The organism is Paenibacillus fonticola DSM 21315 (genome assembly GCF_000381905.1).
GTDB classification, from domain to species: domain Bacteria; phylum Bacillota; class Bacilli; order Paenibacillales; family Paenibacillaceae; genus Fontibacillus; species Fontibacillus fonticola.
This window is the reverse complement of the sequence record NZ_KB907252.1, coordinates 162,077-178,707: the sequence shown is the minus strand read 5'-3', so window position 1 is coordinate 178,707 and position 16,631 is coordinate 162,077. Positions and strand designations below refer to the sequence as shown.

At 41.6% G+C, this 16,631-nt stretch carries 23 protein-coding genes; 20 read left to right on the top strand and 3 right to left on the bottom strand.

What is annotated here, in order from left to right; translation table 11 throughout:
* The first annotated feature begins 239 nt into the window (after window positions 1–239).
* The 5 genes from G358_RS0110260 (at window position 240) to G358_RS0110240 (ending at window position 2,484) form a co-directional block, all read left to right on the top strand.
* Window positions 240–569, top strand: a complete 330-nt coding sequence (locus tag G358_RS0110260; RefSeq protein WP_019637128.1) for a hypothetical protein — start codon at window positions 240–242, stop codon at window positions 567–569.
* Window positions 570–643: 74 nt separating this feature from the next.
* Entirely contained in the window at window positions 644–880 is a 237-nt protein-coding gene (locus tag G358_RS0110255) for a hypothetical protein (protein WP_019637127.1), read from the top strand.
* Window positions 881–1,054: 174 nt separating this feature from the next.
* Complete coding sequence (locus G358_RS0110250; RefSeq protein WP_019637126.1) at window positions 1,055–1,537, top strand: hypothetical protein; 483 nt, start codon at window positions 1,055–1,057, stop codon at window positions 1,535–1,537.
* A gap of 81 nt (window positions 1,538–1,618) precedes the next feature.
* Entirely contained in the window at window positions 1,619–1,966 is a 348-nt protein-coding gene (locus G358_RS0110245) for a hypothetical protein (protein ID WP_019637125.1), read from the top strand.
* Window positions 1,967–2,016: 50 nt separating this feature from the next.
* Entirely contained in the window at window positions 2,017–2,484 is a 468-nt protein-coding gene (locus G358_RS0110240) for a hypothetical protein (RefSeq protein ID WP_019637124.1), read from the top strand.
* A 362-nt stretch (window positions 2,485–2,846) separates the two neighbouring features.
* Here the strand turns inward: G358_RS0110240 and G358_RS0110235 are convergent, their stop codons facing one another.
* On the bottom strand, window positions 2,847–3,050 hold the full coding sequence (locus G358_RS0110235) for a helix-turn-helix domain-containing protein (RefSeq protein WP_019637123.1): 204 nt from the start codon (window positions 3,048–3,050) through the stop codon (window positions 2,847–2,849).
* Window positions 3,051–3,480: 430 nt separating this feature from the next.
* Here G358_RS0110235 and G358_RS0110230 point away from each other — a divergent pair, with 430 nt between their 5' ends.
* From G358_RS0110230 to G358_RS0110205, 6 genes are all read left to right on the top strand, one after another.
* Window positions 3,481–3,768 carry a DUF6809 family protein gene (locus tag G358_RS0110230; protein WP_019637122.1) on the top strand — a complete coding sequence of 96 codons (288 nt, stop codon included), beginning with the start codon at window positions 3,481–3,483 and terminating at the stop codon, window positions 3,766–3,768.
* Between the two features lie 37 nt (window positions 3,769–3,805).
* Window positions 3,806–4,180 (top strand): hypothetical protein, encoded by a 375-nt coding sequence (locus G358_RS29850; RefSeq protein ID WP_019637121.1) that lies wholly within the window; start codon window positions 3,806–3,808, stop codon window positions 4,178–4,180.
* Window positions 4,181–4,362: 182 nt separating this feature from the next.
* Complete coding sequence (locus G358_RS0110220; RefSeq protein WP_019637120.1) at window positions 4,363–4,662, top strand: hypothetical protein; 300 nt, start codon at window positions 4,363–4,365, stop codon at window positions 4,660–4,662.
* 72 nt (window positions 4,663–4,734) lie between these two features.
* The gene (locus G358_RS0110215) at window positions 4,735–5,334 is read left to right on the top strand and encodes a hypothetical protein (RefSeq protein ID WP_019637119.1); all 600 of its coding nucleotides are present in this window, start codon (window positions 4,735–4,737) and stop codon (window positions 5,332–5,334) included.
* Window positions 5,335–5,459: 125 nt separating this feature from the next.
* Window positions 5,460–6,326 carry an ankyrin repeat domain-containing protein gene (locus tag G358_RS0110210; protein WP_019637118.1) on the top strand — a complete coding sequence of 289 codons (867 nt, stop codon included), beginning with the start codon at window positions 5,460–5,462 and terminating at the stop codon, window positions 6,324–6,326.
* A gap of 165 nt (window positions 6,327–6,491) precedes the next feature.
* A complete protein-coding gene (locus tag G358_RS0110205; protein WP_019637117.1) occupies window positions 6,492–7,148 on the top strand; it encodes a YitT family protein in 657 nt (218 codons plus the stop codon).
* 106 nt (window positions 7,149–7,254) lie between these two features.
* On the opposite strand, the gene G358_RS0110200 is transcribed toward G358_RS0110205, so the two are convergent.
* Window positions 7,255–7,953: a 2-phosphosulfolactate phosphatase gene (locus tag G358_RS0110200; protein WP_019637116.1), complete on the bottom strand. Its 699-nt coding sequence runs from the start codon at window positions 7,951–7,953 to the stop codon at window positions 7,255–7,257.
* Between the two features lie 185 nt (window positions 7,954–8,138).
* On the opposite strand from G358_RS0110200, the gene G358_RS0110195 reads away from it, so the two are divergent.
* The 9 genes from G358_RS0110195 to G358_RS0110155 all read left to right on the top strand — a co-directional run bounded on the left by G358_RS0110195 (window position 8,139) and on the right by G358_RS0110155 (window position 15,612).
* Window positions 8,139–9,434: an MFS transporter gene (locus G358_RS0110195; RefSeq protein ID WP_019637115.1), complete on the top strand. Its 1,296-nt coding sequence runs from the start codon at window positions 8,139–8,141 to the stop codon at window positions 9,432–9,434.
* Window positions 9,435–9,544: 110 nt separating this feature from the next.
* Window positions 9,545–10,414, top strand: a complete 870-nt coding sequence (gene comA, locus G358_RS0110190; protein ID WP_026342182.1) for a phosphosulfolactate synthase — start codon at window positions 9,545–9,547, stop codon at window positions 10,412–10,414.
* A 364-nt stretch (window positions 10,415–10,778) separates the two neighbouring features.
* The gene (locus G358_RS0110185; RefSeq protein ID WP_019637113.1) at window positions 10,779–11,108 is read left to right on the top strand and encodes a hypothetical protein; all 330 of its coding nucleotides are present in this window, start codon (window positions 10,779–10,781) and stop codon (window positions 11,106–11,108) included.
* Window positions 11,109–11,279: 171 nt separating this feature from the next.
* Window positions 11,280–12,170 (top strand): NUDIX hydrolase, encoded by an 891-nt coding sequence (locus G358_RS0110180; RefSeq protein ID WP_019637112.1) that lies wholly within the window; start codon window positions 11,280–11,282, stop codon window positions 12,168–12,170.
* On the top strand, window positions 12,170–12,733 hold the full coding sequence (locus tag G358_RS0110175) for an NADAR family protein (protein ID WP_019637111.1): 564 nt from the start codon (window positions 12,170–12,172) through the stop codon (window positions 12,731–12,733). The genes G358_RS0110180 and G358_RS0110175 overlap by 1 nt, the downstream gene beginning before the upstream one ends.
* On the top strand, window positions 12,730–13,533 hold the full coding sequence (locus tag G358_RS29845; RefSeq protein ID WP_019637110.1) for a TIGR02452 family protein: 804 nt from the start codon (window positions 12,730–12,732) through the stop codon (window positions 13,531–13,533). The genes G358_RS0110175 and G358_RS29845 overlap by 4 nt, the downstream gene beginning before the upstream one ends.
* 101 nt (window positions 13,534–13,634) lie before the next feature.
* Window positions 13,635–14,183 carry an RNA 2'-phosphotransferase gene (locus G358_RS0110165; RefSeq protein ID WP_019637109.1) on the top strand — a complete coding sequence of 183 codons (549 nt, stop codon included), beginning with the start codon at window positions 13,635–13,637 and terminating at the stop codon, window positions 14,181–14,183.
* A 36-nt stretch (window positions 14,184–14,219) separates the two neighbouring features.
* Window positions 14,220–14,963 carry a spermidine synthase gene (locus G358_RS0110160; RefSeq protein ID WP_019637108.1) on the top strand — a complete coding sequence of 248 codons (744 nt, stop codon included), beginning with the start codon at window positions 14,220–14,222 and terminating at the stop codon, window positions 14,961–14,963.
* Window positions 14,964–15,042: 79 nt separating this feature from the next.
* The gene (locus G358_RS0110155; protein ID WP_157274322.1) at window positions 15,043–15,612 is read left to right on the top strand and encodes a hypothetical protein; all 570 of its coding nucleotides are present in this window, start codon (window positions 15,043–15,045) and stop codon (window positions 15,610–15,612) included.
* A 132-nt stretch (window positions 15,613–15,744) separates the two neighbouring features.
* Here G358_RS0110155 and G358_RS0110150 read toward each other — a convergent pair whose 3' ends face one another.
* Window positions 15,745–16,626: a LysR family transcriptional regulator gene (locus G358_RS0110150; protein ID WP_019637106.1), complete on the bottom strand. Its 882-nt coding sequence runs from the start codon at window positions 16,624–16,626 to the stop codon at window positions 15,745–15,747.
* Window positions 16,627–16,631: the final 5 nt, after the last annotated feature.

Genomic DNA, 16,631 nt, shown 5'->3' with positions numbered 1-16,631 from the left:
ATGCGGAAATACGATATATATGTATTGGGGATTCCAATCTTAAACAAATTTTAAAAATGGAAGGAGATTCAGGAGCGGTTACTTGCAAGGCATTTCAGGCACATGTACATATCATAAGTTGAAAAAGCACTATGATTCAGTTGTCTCATAATGGCAATTTTGTTGCCGGAAACGTGCCATACATATCTAAAGGGTGTTTGAGAATTAGGAAGGCTAGATAGCCAGAAAGGAATGTTTTAATGATCATTTGGAAAGGCTGGGGTATTCTGAACGTCGTTGTTTTTGGCATTGTGTTGGCTATCGTTCAGGGCATATTATCCGCGATAGGACTTGGCGAAACAGATTCTCAATTGCCGCTGGCTTTGATTTTCATTGTTTCGGGAATGATTATTTGGTTTTTGGGAAAAGCACTGAATGCCAATTCCGGAAAAATACTGGTTGATCCTGAAACAGGAGAACAATACAGAATGGGCACCCAGCACAGTTTATTTTTTATCCCTATGCATTATTGGGGCCTTATTGGCCTTGTTTTAGGATTGTATTTTATAGTTGCACCCATACTTATGTAACGAGAAGGTTAGGAATACATACTTTAGGAATACATAACTAATAAAACCTTATGGGTATACAGGAGGAGAATGTTTTGCAAGCTTTGCAGGTTTTGCGTAACAACAAAAAGCTTATGGTTTCTACGCTTCTCGCTCTTGCAGGGGCGGCTGTTTTGGTGGTGTTATTTATCTTCAAACCATGGGCTGCGAAAGCCCCAGCGGATGAGCCGATCGTATTTATCAGAGACAACTTGCTAATGATGATGAAGGAAGATGAGCAGCAACCGACTGAACTGAGTGGACCCCTGCCGAAAGAGGAGATGGGCATATAGATTCGAAAGCTTGAGAATTCCCCATTGGAGGATCCTGAAGACCTTTTCAGGATCCTTAATTTGCTTCTTTAGTCAGTGCGGATCTTGTTGAATGGATAAATGACGGGGCTTTGAACATTGATTTATTAGAAGAAGATGAGGGGAATAAAGGTTAAATTGAAAAGGAGTACGCATATGGATAAGGAGTTTATTAGTAGAATCAAGGAAATTAATTGGTTTGCTAATTGTGGTAAAGCACCTAGAACAAAAATAAGTTTTGAATATATCAGGGTTGGAAATTGGAAAGCGGCATTAGAACAATCTGAGGGGAAATATTGGGAGCTAATCACCCAAGAAGCAGATAATCAATTGTCTGAATACTTGTTAATTAATCATCCCAATCGGTACAAGGAATGGAATAAATATGCCCAAAAGGGTAGAGAGGTTATTGATAATTTTGTCGTTCCTAATGTAACTAATTATTTAATAGATAATAATCTCCCGTACTCTCTGTTAGACAATGTTAGGTGGGAATTTATTGGTGCAATAATGGAGAATAATTATCGAAATGAACGCCAGCCTGCTTTTTTTATGGAGTTGTTTAAAGTTTATGAGTCCGGTAATTTTCCATGCGGATGGGAAGGAAGATGGCCTAAGGGAAAGTTAATTGTATATTAAGCTTTTTTCTATTCTTAATTTTTGCAGAAAGCTTTAATATATGAAAAGTATTAAGGATCGGTAAATAAGTGGAGGTTCGTAATGAGGACAAGTGACCCAAAGCCAGCAGATATCCTGAGTGTTTTGAAGTACATTCATTCAGAATATATGACGGATGAGGAAAACGATAAAATTTGTGATTTTGATATAAATGATGAGAAGGAACAAGTGGAGATAATAAAGACTTTGATTGTTCCTGATTTTAATGAAGAATTTAACGATGAAGGACGAATTAGAATAAAAAGGTCTCTGGAAATATCTATTCAAGATAAGGAGATTTTAGATCCTATTTTTGAGATGACATCCATGCCTTTTCAAACGGAAGTCGAGGATAAAAAAGAGTTTCTTTTAAATATTTACAAAGAATTGTTTGGGGGCACTAGCGAGTAGCGAGCGTTGCTTTTACGGGTCATGCTCATATTCTAAGAGAAGAAAAAACAATGGCGAAGCAAGAATGGGAAGTGGAGGAGAAAAGTATGAAAATAGTTTTTGAATCTCCTACTGGAACAATCTTTGAAAATCCTAATGTAGATGATTTACGTCAAAGTATGATCGATTCTTTTCCTGATTATTGGTATCAAGGAATTGGTACCGCAACGATAGATTACTTCGACGATGAAAAGGATCAAAGGTCTCTTTTGATTTTCCCTATTGATGAGCATGGGATATATCTTAAGTATCTAGTTATGGAAAATAGGAGAGTCAGTGAAGAATGGCTTTCATTAGAAATTCCACTGGCCTTAGATCAATTCGTTGAATCTTCGGATGAATGGTATGCTTCCATTGGTTTGTTTATGCCACTAGAGAAAGCTTGGACTGCCATAAGTGAGTTTCTTGTATCCGGCGAAAGAACTGAATTGATTAATTGGATTAACTCCGAAGATATGCCTGAGGATAGCAACTGGTAATAGATATAGAGGAATGCAGTGAAACCTACCCAGTGCTGAATGAACCCATATTCAAAATGAACGACACAGTTAACCCGTGTAAATTCTCGTATAAATGTTTCTTCATTTCTAATATACGAACATTAGGCTTTTATCTTTTAATGATAACTAGAGTTATCAGAGCGTCCTACAAGGTAATCAAGGCTTACGTCAAAATAATCAGCCAGAGCATAGGGGAGAAAAATATTAGGGGGAGAGAGAACACCAGGTGAAAATGGACTTAGAGGGGATGTGGTAGATACTATAGAAGCTGCCATTTGGTGTCTAGGGACTACAATGTCCTTTGAAGGAACTGTCTAAACTCATCCCGATAATAGCAACGCTCAATCTTCCATATCAATTAATTCATGAATATGTATATTCAATGCTAGGCATATCTGTTCTAGAGTGCTGATATAAATTCTGTCCGTCGTTCCTCTGCAAAGGGCATTTATTGTCCCGGGACGCATATTAACCATAATGGCAAACTGGCGTTGAGAAATATCTCGTTCATCTAAAAGTTGTTGTAACTTAATTTTGATTTTCATTGTAGTCCTCCCAAAACCCTATATAAAACAATATACCATGAATTAATAAAAAAACATTGACCGTTACGCTGTAACGTCATATAATCAAATGTGTGACGTTACAGCGTAACGTCGATGAGACTATCAAGAATAATTAAACTATAAAAGAGACTACGAGTAATTCGAAAGGATAATTGAAATCTGTATAAAAAGGGGATGAAAAATCAAAAATAAGCTGGGAGCATTATAGAAATTCTTTTGAGGAATATATATGGGCGCGACCCGCGCCTATTTTGGAGTTCCGGATTTTTCTTATCTTGAGACTGAAAGAAGATGAATCAACAAAAGGAGTGGCATGCCTCTGCCAAAGAAATGCTATTTAACTGCGAACTGCTTCATGTGCTAATTTTTCTTTCAAGGAGCTGCAAATCCTGATGAAGGGAAGAGGAAAATGAGAAGTATTTTAGAAGCTCTATATTGTGGAGACATTCGCCCTGTAGAAACGATTGTGCCAACTGATCCCGAATACCGTGCATTAAACCGGCAAATATCCGAAGCCATAAAGACGTGGGAGAAGAAGTTATCGGCAACAGAATTTAATCAGCTTGAAGAATTACTTGATTTGCGAAGTAAGTCTGGTTCAATGTATGCTGAAGTTTCATTTATTCATGGATTTCAACTTGGTGCATTAATGATGACAGAAGTTTATACGGCCCGGGATGAATTAGTAAGTAGTTAAGGTAATCTCTTAAATATATTTTATTAGGAGAAATAACATGGAGAATATATATCCGGAATATGTAACTAAGAGCGCTATCGAAGGTCTTGTAAAAAAAATACCTGTTCCTGATGAGTATTCACAAGATTGGGAGTACGAAGTCGCGGATTCTTCAAGAATCACCGAATTTTTATACGCTTATGAAAAAATTGAATTAAACAAAGAGGAAAGATTCACTTTAATGATTATTATTATTTCATCATTTAATGATGCTATAGTAGAAGGAAAGGTTGAGGCAAATTTTAGTGTTATCAGATATCATCTTCTTCAAGATATTAATATTCATAAGAATACTATTTATTATTGGTCGATGCTAGACGAGGATGATCTAGAAAATTGTTATGCTGTAACATCTTTCATAAGGGGATTGTAAATTTATCCAATTTAGATGATCAAGATTGCTAGAGGAATAAAATTATCGTGTGTATACAGATTGCAGATAAACTCCCTTATTTCCATTTGAAACAAGGGAGTTTGGTTTATTTTTTACTGTTTGCTGGATGAAGGGGCCAGTGTTAAGGTCTACTTCTCTGACGTTATAGAAAAGAGGGTACCTTGAAGTTATTTGAAATTAGCGGTTATTTTGAAGTTAAGAATAAAGGTACAGTTATTGGTGGTGTAAATCCAGAACTTGATCATTTGAGTCATGGAAAAATTAAAGAATTGATTGGAGAATCTATTGTTGTCATAGATTCTGAAGATAATAAACATGTGTTTGATGTGGTTTCATTTCAAATATCGACCTCATTAGTTAATAAAAGAAATATTGGAATTTGTATTGGATTCCCAGAAAATATAGACTTCCTAAAAAGTGGTGCGATAGTTTACAGTAATGAAGCCCTGACTAGAGAGTAGAATTGTCCAAATGGAGATTTTGAAATACTTATTGAATTGGAGTAGCGGGCTGTGGAGTTGGGGGGATTATTAATGTATACAAATAATGGAGACGAGAGAAAGTTTCTTTATGTTAAAAAGTATTTTGCTGGTAAGGTGGTAGATGAAGAGGCTGGAACTTTTGACACGTATTATGGATTTAGTGATGAATACTTAGAATTAAAGCAAAAGCTTGAGGAAAGTACATTGCTGGAGCTTTTAATTGAATTGGTTCATATTTTTAAAATTGGCTGGCCTAATTCTTCTCGTCTTGCATCTCTTTTTGGAAAAAATTATGATTATGCCCAAGGTGGCTTGATTGCACTGGTTGGATTAAAAAAAGCACATGAAATGAAAGAAGAGTTTGAAAAACAGCATGGAAAAGGCAAGGCTGGTATGGATCATGGGGATAAAATTATAGGAAAAGTAGAACCCGTGGAGCGTCAAAATAATGATATTCAAAAAGTAGAGATAGATATTGATATGGAATGCCTAAAAATTAATGATCTATATTTATACGTCAATGAGATTCCAAATATGGATGAAATGAAAGCAACTATAGAGCAATATTATGATGATATAAAGATTACAATAGGAGACAGATTTATTATTTCAGATGAAAGCTACCGGGTTATTGTTGTAAAAGAGGGATAGTAGAAACTTTTCTTCGTTTAGGATTCCCTATGAAGACAGAGATTGTTCTGACCTTACTGAGAGAAGAAGGATTATAAGCTATTCATATAATGAGGATAACTCTTACCAGCAGAATAGGAGGTTAAATGATCTACTATAAAGATTTGACTTGTTACTCGCTTCATCATTTTGAAAATTCATATAATGTAGGCTGGATCGATGTGAAAGATGATTTTCCTAAGGCGACGTTGTCACAAGAATTTATCACAAAATTATGGGAATATATAAAGTTCCCGCTTAATGTTCATAGATCTTCAAATGATCCGGCACTGGTACAATACAATGAAGAAAAAAAGACTTTGGGTTTTTCTGAAATAAGAGTACTGAGCAAGGATGGCTCAAAAAAATACGCTGCACCTGATTTGATTTTTCACTACATCACGAAATATAATTATTGCCCTCCAGAGAAATTTATTGAGGCTGTCCTTACAGGGCCAAAGCCTGGGTCATCAGAATACATACATTTTATATCAAAATATAATGAAGAGAATTTATGGGGAGAAAGCGCTGAAATCGTCCATCTATCCGAGAAGCTCAGAAAGAATATCATTAGCCACAACAATGCATTTGTCATTAGAATACTTGAAGAAAATTTAGAGTATATCAACGTTTTAACCAAGGAAGGTTCACTGCTTAATGCCTCCATTTTAAATAAAAACACTGCTCTCGCGAAACAATTATTAAACATGGGTATCGATGTGAACAAATTTAGCGGAATCGAACTCATAAGCGCATTAACGCATGAAGAAAATGATTTAATTGAGCTGCTCCTAACTAGACATGTGATGTTCAACTTAAGTTCCCCAAGAACAAATCCACTTTTTATAGCAACTAGAAAAGGAAACCTTAAAGCTGTTCAGTTGTTATTAGAAAATGGAATAGACCCATCCATAGAATACTCAAATGAATTTATGAGAAATTTTAGTGTGATAGATTTAGGACGAGAAATTTGATGGATTGTAGATGGTGAAGGAGCTACTATCTCAAATTAACAATGAACGCAATAATTATAAAGGATCTTTTTAACGATTTCTCGGTCTCCCCCTTCAGTGACAAGCATACAATAAGAAAGCAGGACTGGCTTGTCACTCCAATCTATGAAGGATGATTGATTTCATATGAACTTGCCGTTCATACCTGACCGAAACAAGACACTCTTTTATCGCCGTGTAATTAAGAAGTTTTTCCTGATTACCGCCGGCTCCGTCATGCAGGGATTCGCTATGGCTATTTTTCTGTTTCCTCATGCCATTCCCTCCGGAGGAGGGGCAGGAATCGCTGTCCTTTTGAATCATGCGTTCGGTTTGCCCATGGGCCTCGGGTTATGGTTTGCTAATACTATTTTTCTTGTGTTCACGGTCAATTATTTGGGCAGGATCAGCGCGTTTGGAACCGTGTTTGTCATCACCGTAACTTCCGTATCCGTCAATTTCTTCGAGGTGTTCATTGATCCTCCTTTTTCGAACGTATGGATCGATTTGTTGTTCGGTTCGGTCATTCTCGGAACCGCCGTCTCGATCCTGATCAAACAGCGGGTATCCAACGGAGGAATCGGTTATGTAGCTTTGGCGATCTACAAATACAAAAGAATCAATCCTGGCACTTCGTTGTTCTGGATGAACGGATTTATTTTTGCCCTTACTGCATATGTCATTGACTGGAAAATTATTATTCTTGCCGTTGTGTGCCAGTGGCTGTCTACCCGGATTATCAACTGGTTCCATCAGTACCCTGGTTTGAAATCGATTTTCTATCCTGCTTGGCGCAAAAAGTGATTCCCTCCGTATGTACTATTCAGAAGACAGAAAAACCAGCATTCATGTGGGCTGGTTTTTTGGTATTGAGCGTATAAATAGCTTTTGAAGCAAATAAATTATTTAATTACTGTAAGGGTAGCTTCTCAATAAGCGGAAGTTCGTCCTTATAATTCACTTTCATAACAAATTCAGCGGACAGCTCTCGGGTGCAAAATGCAATGTCCTCCTGTAAGAAGTCCGGTTTCGCGGGGTCGTAAAATTTCTTGGCCGCTTCCGATTTTCGAATTCGTTCGATCGTTTCATTAGCCGATAAACGGTTTGAACTCTGTAAGATCCCTGATATATATTGCGCGCATGCCAGGTCATCATCCCCGGATGGGTGTGAAGCAACTAAATGAATAGACATGGCGGTGTCTTCTTTCAATAATTTATCCCGTATAAACTCCGCTGTCGTTCTTGCATTTGTGAAGCCCGTAACAAATATATGGTCTGCATTTAATGAGTTTAAGGTTGCTTTTACTCCGTTGGTTGTCTTCTGAATCAGGAATTTCCCCCTTAGATCTGCATTTTGCAAACGTACGGGCGAATTGTCCAGATCAAACCCCGCAATCGGAAGACCTTGGATCTCTCCCGCTAAAATAAACTCGGGGAATTGCTTTTTTAAACGAAAAGCATCATCTAAAGTTCCTGCCAGAATGATTCCCTGTACCCCCTTAATAAAAGCATAATGCGCTACAGTAAAAGCTCGGATGACATCAATGATGACATTAATATTTGAAGCTCCGAGTGTATGGTTGTGCCCCTGTATAATCTTTATAGTCATTTAACATCCCTTTCAGCCAGCTAATGCGATGTTTTATAACAGTATATTGGCCTTATTGAAGGAGGTGCTTCTCCCCGGTACATTAGAAATTTTAAGTATATCCGTTTCTAAGCTCGTAAGAAGAATATTTATTTTGCAATTTGCAAATAATAATCGAACATTTCAAGTCAGGGGAGCTATCACAAATGGAAAAAACAAAATCGCGAAAGCTGAATATTAGCTTCCAGAGCGACATAGAACTGACGGAACCTCCGAAATCAAAGGACACGTCGACAAAATCGGATAAGGGCTCAAAAGGACGCATCTGGGAGTTTATTGCTCTGGCTACGATCCCTATCGTGCTCGTCTTCGGCAATTCCATGCTGGTACCGATTCTCCCCGTAATGCAAAGAGAGCTTGGAATCAGTAAATTCCAAAGCAGTTTGATCATATCCATTTTTTCTTTGGCTGCAGGAATTTTTATTCCGGTGATCGGCTATCTGTCCGATCGTTTTGGCCGAAAAGTCATTATTGTGCCCTCCTTAATCATTTATGGGGGAGCCGGCATCTTGGCCGGGTTTGGTGCCATCTGGGACTCGTATGCGATTATTATTGCCGCCAGAGCGATTCAGGGTCTTGCTGCAGCAGGAACGGCACCGATTGCTATGGCGCTTGTAGGTGATTTATACGATGGGGGGACGGAGAGCAAGGCACTTGGCTTGATCGAGGCATCCAACGGGACGGGAAAAGTTCTTAGTCCGATCATTGGTTCCCTGCTTGTTTTAATCGTCTGGTATGCCTCATTTTTCGCCTTTCCTGTATTTTGCGCCTTGTCCCTGCTAGCCGTGATCTTTCTGATCAAAGAACCGAAACAGAACGAAAAGAACGAATTATCAAAATACATTAAAAAAATCGGACAAATATTCAAGGAAAAAGGGAAATGGCTCATCACTGCATTCTTCGCAGGCTCATTAGGACTTTTCATATTATTTGGAGTGCTTTTTTATTTGTCCAACATTCTTGAGGAGAAACCTTACAATATCGATGGAGTCATGAAAGGTTTGATACTGGCCATTCCCTTATTAGGTATGGTCATTACTTCATATACCACGGGAAGCCTGATTAAAAAAAATGGCAAATTAATGCGATGGCTTATGAATATCGGGTTGGTTGCCATGACGCTTTCTCTTGCTGCCACCTTGTTCTTTTTAAAAAATATATATGTATTTATCGGGTTGCTAACGGTTAGCAGCATTGGAACCGGTCTGCTTCTCCCCTGCTTAAATACGATGATCACCGGTGCGGTTCAGAAAAGTGAACGGGGTATGATTACGTCTCTATACAACAGCTTGCGATTTTTGGGTGTGGCGGCGGGCCCCCCATTATTCGGCTGGATGATGGATAAGTCCGATAGCCTGGTTTTTATAACGGTTTCCATACTATCGCTTGGAACCCTTTGTTTTGTATTTTTTTTAATCAAACCTCCTCCTCAAATTGACTAAATAGCTCTTGTAAATTTCAAAGCTATGGGCACATGCCATGAAAAATCAGCATATGATGCCTATGTCATTGGAATGAAGCGACAAGTCAAAAAGAATTGAGGAGAATCTAGATGAAAAGTTCCTTACATGAAATTTGGCCAACAGAATTAAGTGACCCGTGCGGATTTCGTAAACCATCTGTACTTGATAGCACGAACGAAACACACCCTGTCACTAGTCGAGGACATACGATGGTTATCGATAAGGGTCTTGGCAGAAACTCATTTATGGATCTGATGGAGACAGGTTCAAACTATATCGATTGCGTGAAATTTGGATTTGGAACGGCCCCGCTCTATAATACTGAATTGCTGCTTTATAAGATCAATTTGGCCAAACTGCATGGGGTCACGGTTATGCCGGGCGGCACGTTATTGGAGACGGCCGTACAGCAGGACGTAGTCCCGGATTTCTTCAACACCATATGCAATCTCGGTTTTAATGGTGTTGAAGTTTCGGATGGTACGATTGAACTCTCCCGCGCTAAACGTACTGAATTGATCCAAGAAGGCAAGAAGTATGGCTTGAAGGTCTTCACGGAATACGGGAAAAAAATGTCGGGATCACTTATAGATGCAGCCGTGCTGGCCGATACGCTTGAGGACGATCTGAAGGCAGGGGCAGAGCTATTAACGATTGAAGCTCGTGAGTCAGGCATGGGGGTCGGCGTTTTCGATGAACATGGTGAATGTCAGTTGAATCTTCTGGATGATGTGCTGAAGTTTGTAACGGATACGGATAAATTGATATGGGAAGCGCCTTTAAAAAGTCAGCAGGTGCTGTTTCTGAACAAATTCGGCCCTAACGCCAATTTAGGTAATATCTTTCCAGGCGATATTCTTTCTCTTGAAACGCTGCGGCGAGGACTCCGTCAGGATACTTTTACCTTTGGGGTCAGAACGAAAAAAGAAAAGGAAAAGGAATATTTTTATGTGATTTAACCCTGGATGTCCATGGTGCAAAACCAGCGCGTACCGAGATTCAACGGGTACGCGCTATTCTTTAATTGCCTGAAGACAGTTACTTTTAATGAGTAGTTGAAAAGCAAATCCACTTTTTATAGCAACATTAAAAGCTTATTCCATTTCAGAAACGAGAAGGAATAAGCTTTTCTTGTTGGGTAAAATTTCCTCGAGGGTTAACCGAGATAGATAGTATGGGTCAGGAGAAGAGCCTCTCTTGTGAAAATGCCGTTTGTTGAGCCTATTTCCTCTAAAATATGTTCCACTCCTTGTCGAGAGATTTCTTGAGAAATTAACTAACGGTTGAACACTAAAAAAACACTACATAGTAAGGGAGTTTTGTATGATTACTTGGAAAGGTTGGGGGATCTTTACTATCGTTATCCCAGGGATGATATTTTATTTTGTTGATGTTTTAGTAAAGTCCTTGGGACTTCACTCATTAGATGAGCGGTTACCGATGGCTTTTTCTTTCATTGTGTCGGGAATTGTTATTTGGTATGTAGGAAAGGCATTTAACGCCGACTCGTGCAGAGTACTGATCGATGAGGAAACGGGAGAACGCTATCGAATAAAGCATAAGCATAGTTTTTTGTATATACCTATGCATTATTGGGGCCCTATCGGTCTCGGGGTAGGACTTATTCTAATAATTGATACGATATTTTCATAAGATGATTGCAAAACAAAAGTAATTAAATATATGGCAAGCTGGTCAGCATCCATTAAATTGTTGGAAGGTGGTAACGGAAAAATTGCCGCCTTCTTGACAAGGTTCAAATAAAGGTATATTTTGTTAGTAACAAATAGATAATATCAAATCGATACGAACGGGTGATTATAGTTGAGTATCAGGGATCGCAACGGATTAACGGAAGAGCAGTTTCTGAAACAGTACGACGCCGGGGATTTTGAACGTCCATCGGTGGCTGCGGATATGGTTATTTTTACGGTGATGGAGAAGGAAGAGTCCAATTATCGCAAGCTCCCGGAGAAGTCGCTTCGCGTATTGCTGATTCAGCGTGGAGGGCATCCGTTTTTGGGGAAATGGGCATTGCCCGGCGGGTTCGTAAGGCCCAGTGAGACAACCGAACAGGCGGCGGAGCGTGAACTGCGGGAGGAAACAGGCGTAGATAACGTCTATTTGGAACAGCTGTATACTTTTAGCGATCTGGGGCGTGATCCTCGTACCTGGGTGATGAGCTGCTCCTATATGGCACTGATCGATAGCAGCAAGGTAGAGGTTCGGGCAGGTGATGATGCGGACAATGCGGCCTGGTTCGAGGTATCTTATTCACTCCTGCGTGAGTTGAAGGAGATCACTCCAGACGGGGTTGTGAGAACCTGGCAGTATGAGCTGGAATTGACCTCGGAGCGGGAGCGGCTGTTGGCGGTCGTGGAGCGTAAGGTTACTTCGACGGAGACGTCCACACGAACGGAGCATGCTGTGGTGTCTAATCAGGGCTTGGCTTTTGACCATGCCCAGATTATTGGCTGCGCGATCGAGCGGCTGCGGGGCAAAATCGAATATACCAGCATTGCGCTGCATCTCATGCCGAAGCTGTTCACGCTAACGGATCTGCAGCAGGTCTATGAAGTCGTGTTGGGCAAGGAGCTGCTGAAGGCAGCCTTTCGCCGCAAGGTTGCCCATCTCGTCGAGGAGACCGATCATTACACGGAGAATGCCGGGCATCGGCCGTCACGGTTATATCGAAGAAATTGGGAGATGATTTGATGTTTTACAACATAGATAATTTACGGAAAGCGTATCAGGCGGGAGAGAATTTTAAATATTTATTTTTTTGGGGGCATACACCGCCCGCGGACGGCTCAATTAATCAGAGCTGCTTCAGTCAATGGTGGAAGTCCAGCTTCGTTGTTGAGGGGGAAACTTACTCCTGTACAGAGCAATATATGATGGCGGAGAAGGCACGGCTGTTTGGCGACGAGCCGATGCTTGCGAAGATCATGGCTGCCGGTCATCCAAAGGAAATTAAAGCATATGGACGCGCGGTACGTCATTTTGACCAAAAGGTATGGGAAGAGCACAGCTATGACATTGTTAAAAAGGGGAACTTAGCAAAGTTCGAGCAGAATCAGGAGCTGTGGCTTTTTATGAAGACGACGAAAGATCGAATTTTAGTAGAAGCAAGCCCTCGCGACCGCATTTGGGGAATAGGTATGGGCAAAGCCAATCCGGATGCGGAGAATCCGATGAAATGGCCGGGAAGGAACCTGCTTGGTTTTGCGCTTACTGAGGTGCGCGATCAGTTGCTTGCGAGAGAGGAACAGAAATGATGAAACGAAAAGAAATCGCTCAAGAAACCGTAAAAATTATGGAGCAAGGATATTATGAATATCAGGGGAAGACGGTGGACATCCGTGCTGCCCAGAACGATTCGGAAGCCCGGAGTGTGTTAATTACACCGGATGAAGGGGCAGTGCTTGTCAGACAATCACGTGAACGGGGGGAACAGTTAGCTGCTTTCAATCCTGCTCAGCAGCAGCTTAGACAGGAAGTAACTCGTCGGGCTACGGTTGAAGCTATCCTGGATAGGAGCACCGCAGGGCTTCAAAACATTGGCGTACTTAACTTTGCCAGTGCCAAAAATCCGGGAGGCGGCTTCCTGAATGGAGCCATGGCTCAAGAGGAAAGTTTGGCCGCATCCAGCGGACTGTATGGTACGCAGCTTCGCAATAAGGCTTACTATGAGGCGAATCGGGAATGTAAATCGATGATGTACACCGATCATGCCATCTATTCTCCGGATGTTGTATTTTTCAGGAATGAGCAGTTTGAACTGCTGGAAACTCCAGTACGTGCTTCCGTATTGACATTGCCGGCCGTAAATTACGGGCAGGTTGTGTTGAAAGGCGAGGATACTGCGCAGGCGGCCAAGGTGATGAAGGATCGAATGCGGCTAGCCTTGGCGATTTTTGCCCACAAGGGGGATAAGAACCTCATTCTCGGTGCGTACGGCTGCGGGGTGTTCCGCAACAACCCGGCATTGGTCGCGGTGTGGTGGAAAGAGTTGCTGGAGGATGAAGGGTATGGGGTATTCTTTGATCGCATTGAGTATGCCGTGCTGGACGGCTAGGGTGGAGCGTGCATTCGTGCTTTTGAAGAGACTTTTGGCGGTCTATAGGAAGCCAACACTAAAAAGAGAACGGGAAAGAAAAAGGAAAGGAGGGTATGGATATGAAACAAGGTAAACAAGATGTTGAACTGGGTCGTTTCCTCAGTCTGATCCTGCGTCATAACCCCGGAGCCGTGGGGGTCAAGCTTGACGCGAACGGCTGGGCGGATGTCGAAGAGCTGCTTGCAGGCCTGCGCCGTGCAGGGCGTGTCGTTGATATGGATATCCTGGAGCGGATTGTACGGGAGAATAACAAACAGCGTTATAGCTTTAATGAAGACCACAGCAAAATTCGTGCCAATCAAGGCCACTCCATTGCTGTAGATGTGGAGCTTAAAGTAGAGGCTCCGCCAGAATACTTATACCATGGTACCGCAGCGCGATCCGTTGACAGTATTCGCAAGCAGGGAATTACGAAGCAATCCCGGCAGCATGTACACCTCACCGAGGAGAGAGAGACAGCCGCCCGCGTGGGCGGCCGCCATGGCAAGCCGGTTGTTCTGACGCTTCGGGCAGGAGCTATGCATCGGGATGGATTTATTTTTTACCGGTCGGAAAATCAGGTATGGCTATGTGATCATGTACCGTGGGAGTACATCAACGTGAAGTAATATCTTTCAATTCAACATAGAGGAGAATCAGTTCGCTTGAAATTGTTGTATAAAACCTTCAGCCAAGGTCATGAGGTTGCCGTATATGAAGCTGCGGAACTGGATGGAGTGAAGGGGAATTTTCGCGTGCTGCAGTTTTCGGAAGAGGCGGTACAAGGGGCCATGGATATGGCTGATCCAGAACGTATCGTGCTGGAATACCCCCGGGCGATCTGTCATCTGATGGAATATAACCACCCCCCATTTGAACGCGTATTTCTGATTGGACATGGGATTGGCACGCTCTCCCGTCATTTTTCGGAAAGATCGTTTGATGTGGCGGAGTTAGATCAAGCTGTTGTAGAAATCAGCCGGGAGTGGTTTGGGTATTCCAAAGACGATGTCAGGGTAGGCGATGGTCGAGTTCTGTTAGAGAACGAACCACCGCATGTCTATGATTATGTGGTCCTGGATGCATTTTCACCTAAGGGGACGCCTAGTCATCTGTTGTCCAGCGAGTTCTTTCACGTGGCAGCTAGCAAGCTGGAGCACCATGGTTCGCTAGTCATGAACCTTATGGGCAGAGGCGAGCAGGATCAGTGGATGAATGCGATACATAGCACGCTTAGCGAAGTGTTTCCTTATACGAAGTGTTTTGCCTTGCCCGTTGAAGGGGACAGGGATCTCCGCAATATGATTATGATGGGCAGCAAACAAAATATCCAGTATCAGACCCGGCATATGGCGGGATTTACCGAGTTTGAAGCAGGGCAGGGTTATATTATTTATGACCCTAGTTAATAAGGCGATTGAGAAATTGAATTTATGAAAGGTTGGTATTTGCCTGAATAGATATCAATTGCAACTTATATGTGAGAAATTGGGGATTAAAGTAATTATTAATAATCGAGTTATAAAAGAAGATAAAGGGTATTATGAAAATTTTATTCAGATACAAGATGATGGAGGAAGTTGGAGCTACTTTGAAATGAATTTTGAAAGAAGGCACGAACCGGGGAAAGAAGAAGTAAAGAAATTTGACAATGAAAAGACAGCGATTAAGTATTTTTTTTTAAAAACTCTGAGAAGATTCTATTTTTATAAAATTCATATACCAAATAACCCGATTAGAAGCCTTCAAACTATCGAGGAATTAAAACATTTTTTAGAGAACCTTGGCGTTTCAGATGAAAGATATAGTTTTAATGCTATTAGACCCCAGGAGATCTATATAGAAACAGTTGACAATAAAATAACAGTAAGCTACGTAGATAAGAACAGCCAAAAAAAATTTACTACAATGCCTTTAGAAATAGAGAGAGGAATTTTTGTAGCATATAAATTAGCTTATTCTTTACACCTATTAAAAAATATAGAGCGGGAGTACCTGCAAAAGAATAGCTTGCAAGAAACATTCAGTGATGATGATATTGAGTTTTTTATCAAGTGAGAGTACTTCTACTCCGAGCCATTAATTTTATGATGCGATGTTAAGTACCACAGATATAAAAAAGTCTCATTCCTGAATATAAATATGGAATGAGACTTTTTTGTTCGTCCAATTAAGGGGCGGATAAGATTTTCAACCCGCCTTCACTGATTTATCAAAGTACCCGATGAGAAAATCACGAAACTTGCGCGCAGCGAGGGACAGATACCGTTTCTCGTGCCAAATGATTTGGAAATTACGCTGGCAAACAGGGAACTCAATTTGCAGCAAGTTCAGCGGGATGCCCGAGGCGCCGCAATTTCCCACAAGTGCAACGCCCAGCCCGGCGCGGACAAGACTTGCAATACCGGCAGGTTCGTCTACTCGGCAGACAAAGTTAGGAGTGATCCCCGCTTCTTGAAACAGCAAATCGTTCATTTTCTGAACAGGAAACCCTTCCTTGTACCCAATAAACGGGTCCTTCGCCAGTTCACTCAAGCGGATGCTCTTTTTCCCGGCAAAGCGGTGTCCTTGGGGGACAGCCAAATAAACATCTTCCTTCAAAACAGATGCCGTGCTAATGTCAGGACGATCGATTGGCAGAGGCGTGAAGCACATGTCTACCTCGCCTGTCTCCACCAAATGCGCCATTTCCTCCATCGAAGCCTGTGTAATCCGAAAGTTGACTTCCGGATGAAGCGCAAGAAATTCGCCTAGTGCATCTGATAACCGGTCCAGCGTCGATGTCGCGAGGTGAATGCTCCCTTGTTCGAGTCCAGCCAGTTCGGTCACTTCTTTCCTTCCTTCTTCCAATAAGGTGAGCGCCTTCTCGACTTTGTCCAGAAATGCTTTGCCGAATGCATTCAGACGAATCCGCCCTCCGTGCCGGTCGAACAACGGAACCCCCACGTTTTCCTCTAGTCTTGAAATCGTCTTGCTCAGCGCAGGCTGCGCGATGCACAGCTCCTCCGCTGCCTTCGTCATGTGCTCCATTCGGGCCACCGTTCGAAAATACCTCAACTGCAGCAGCTCCATATGCG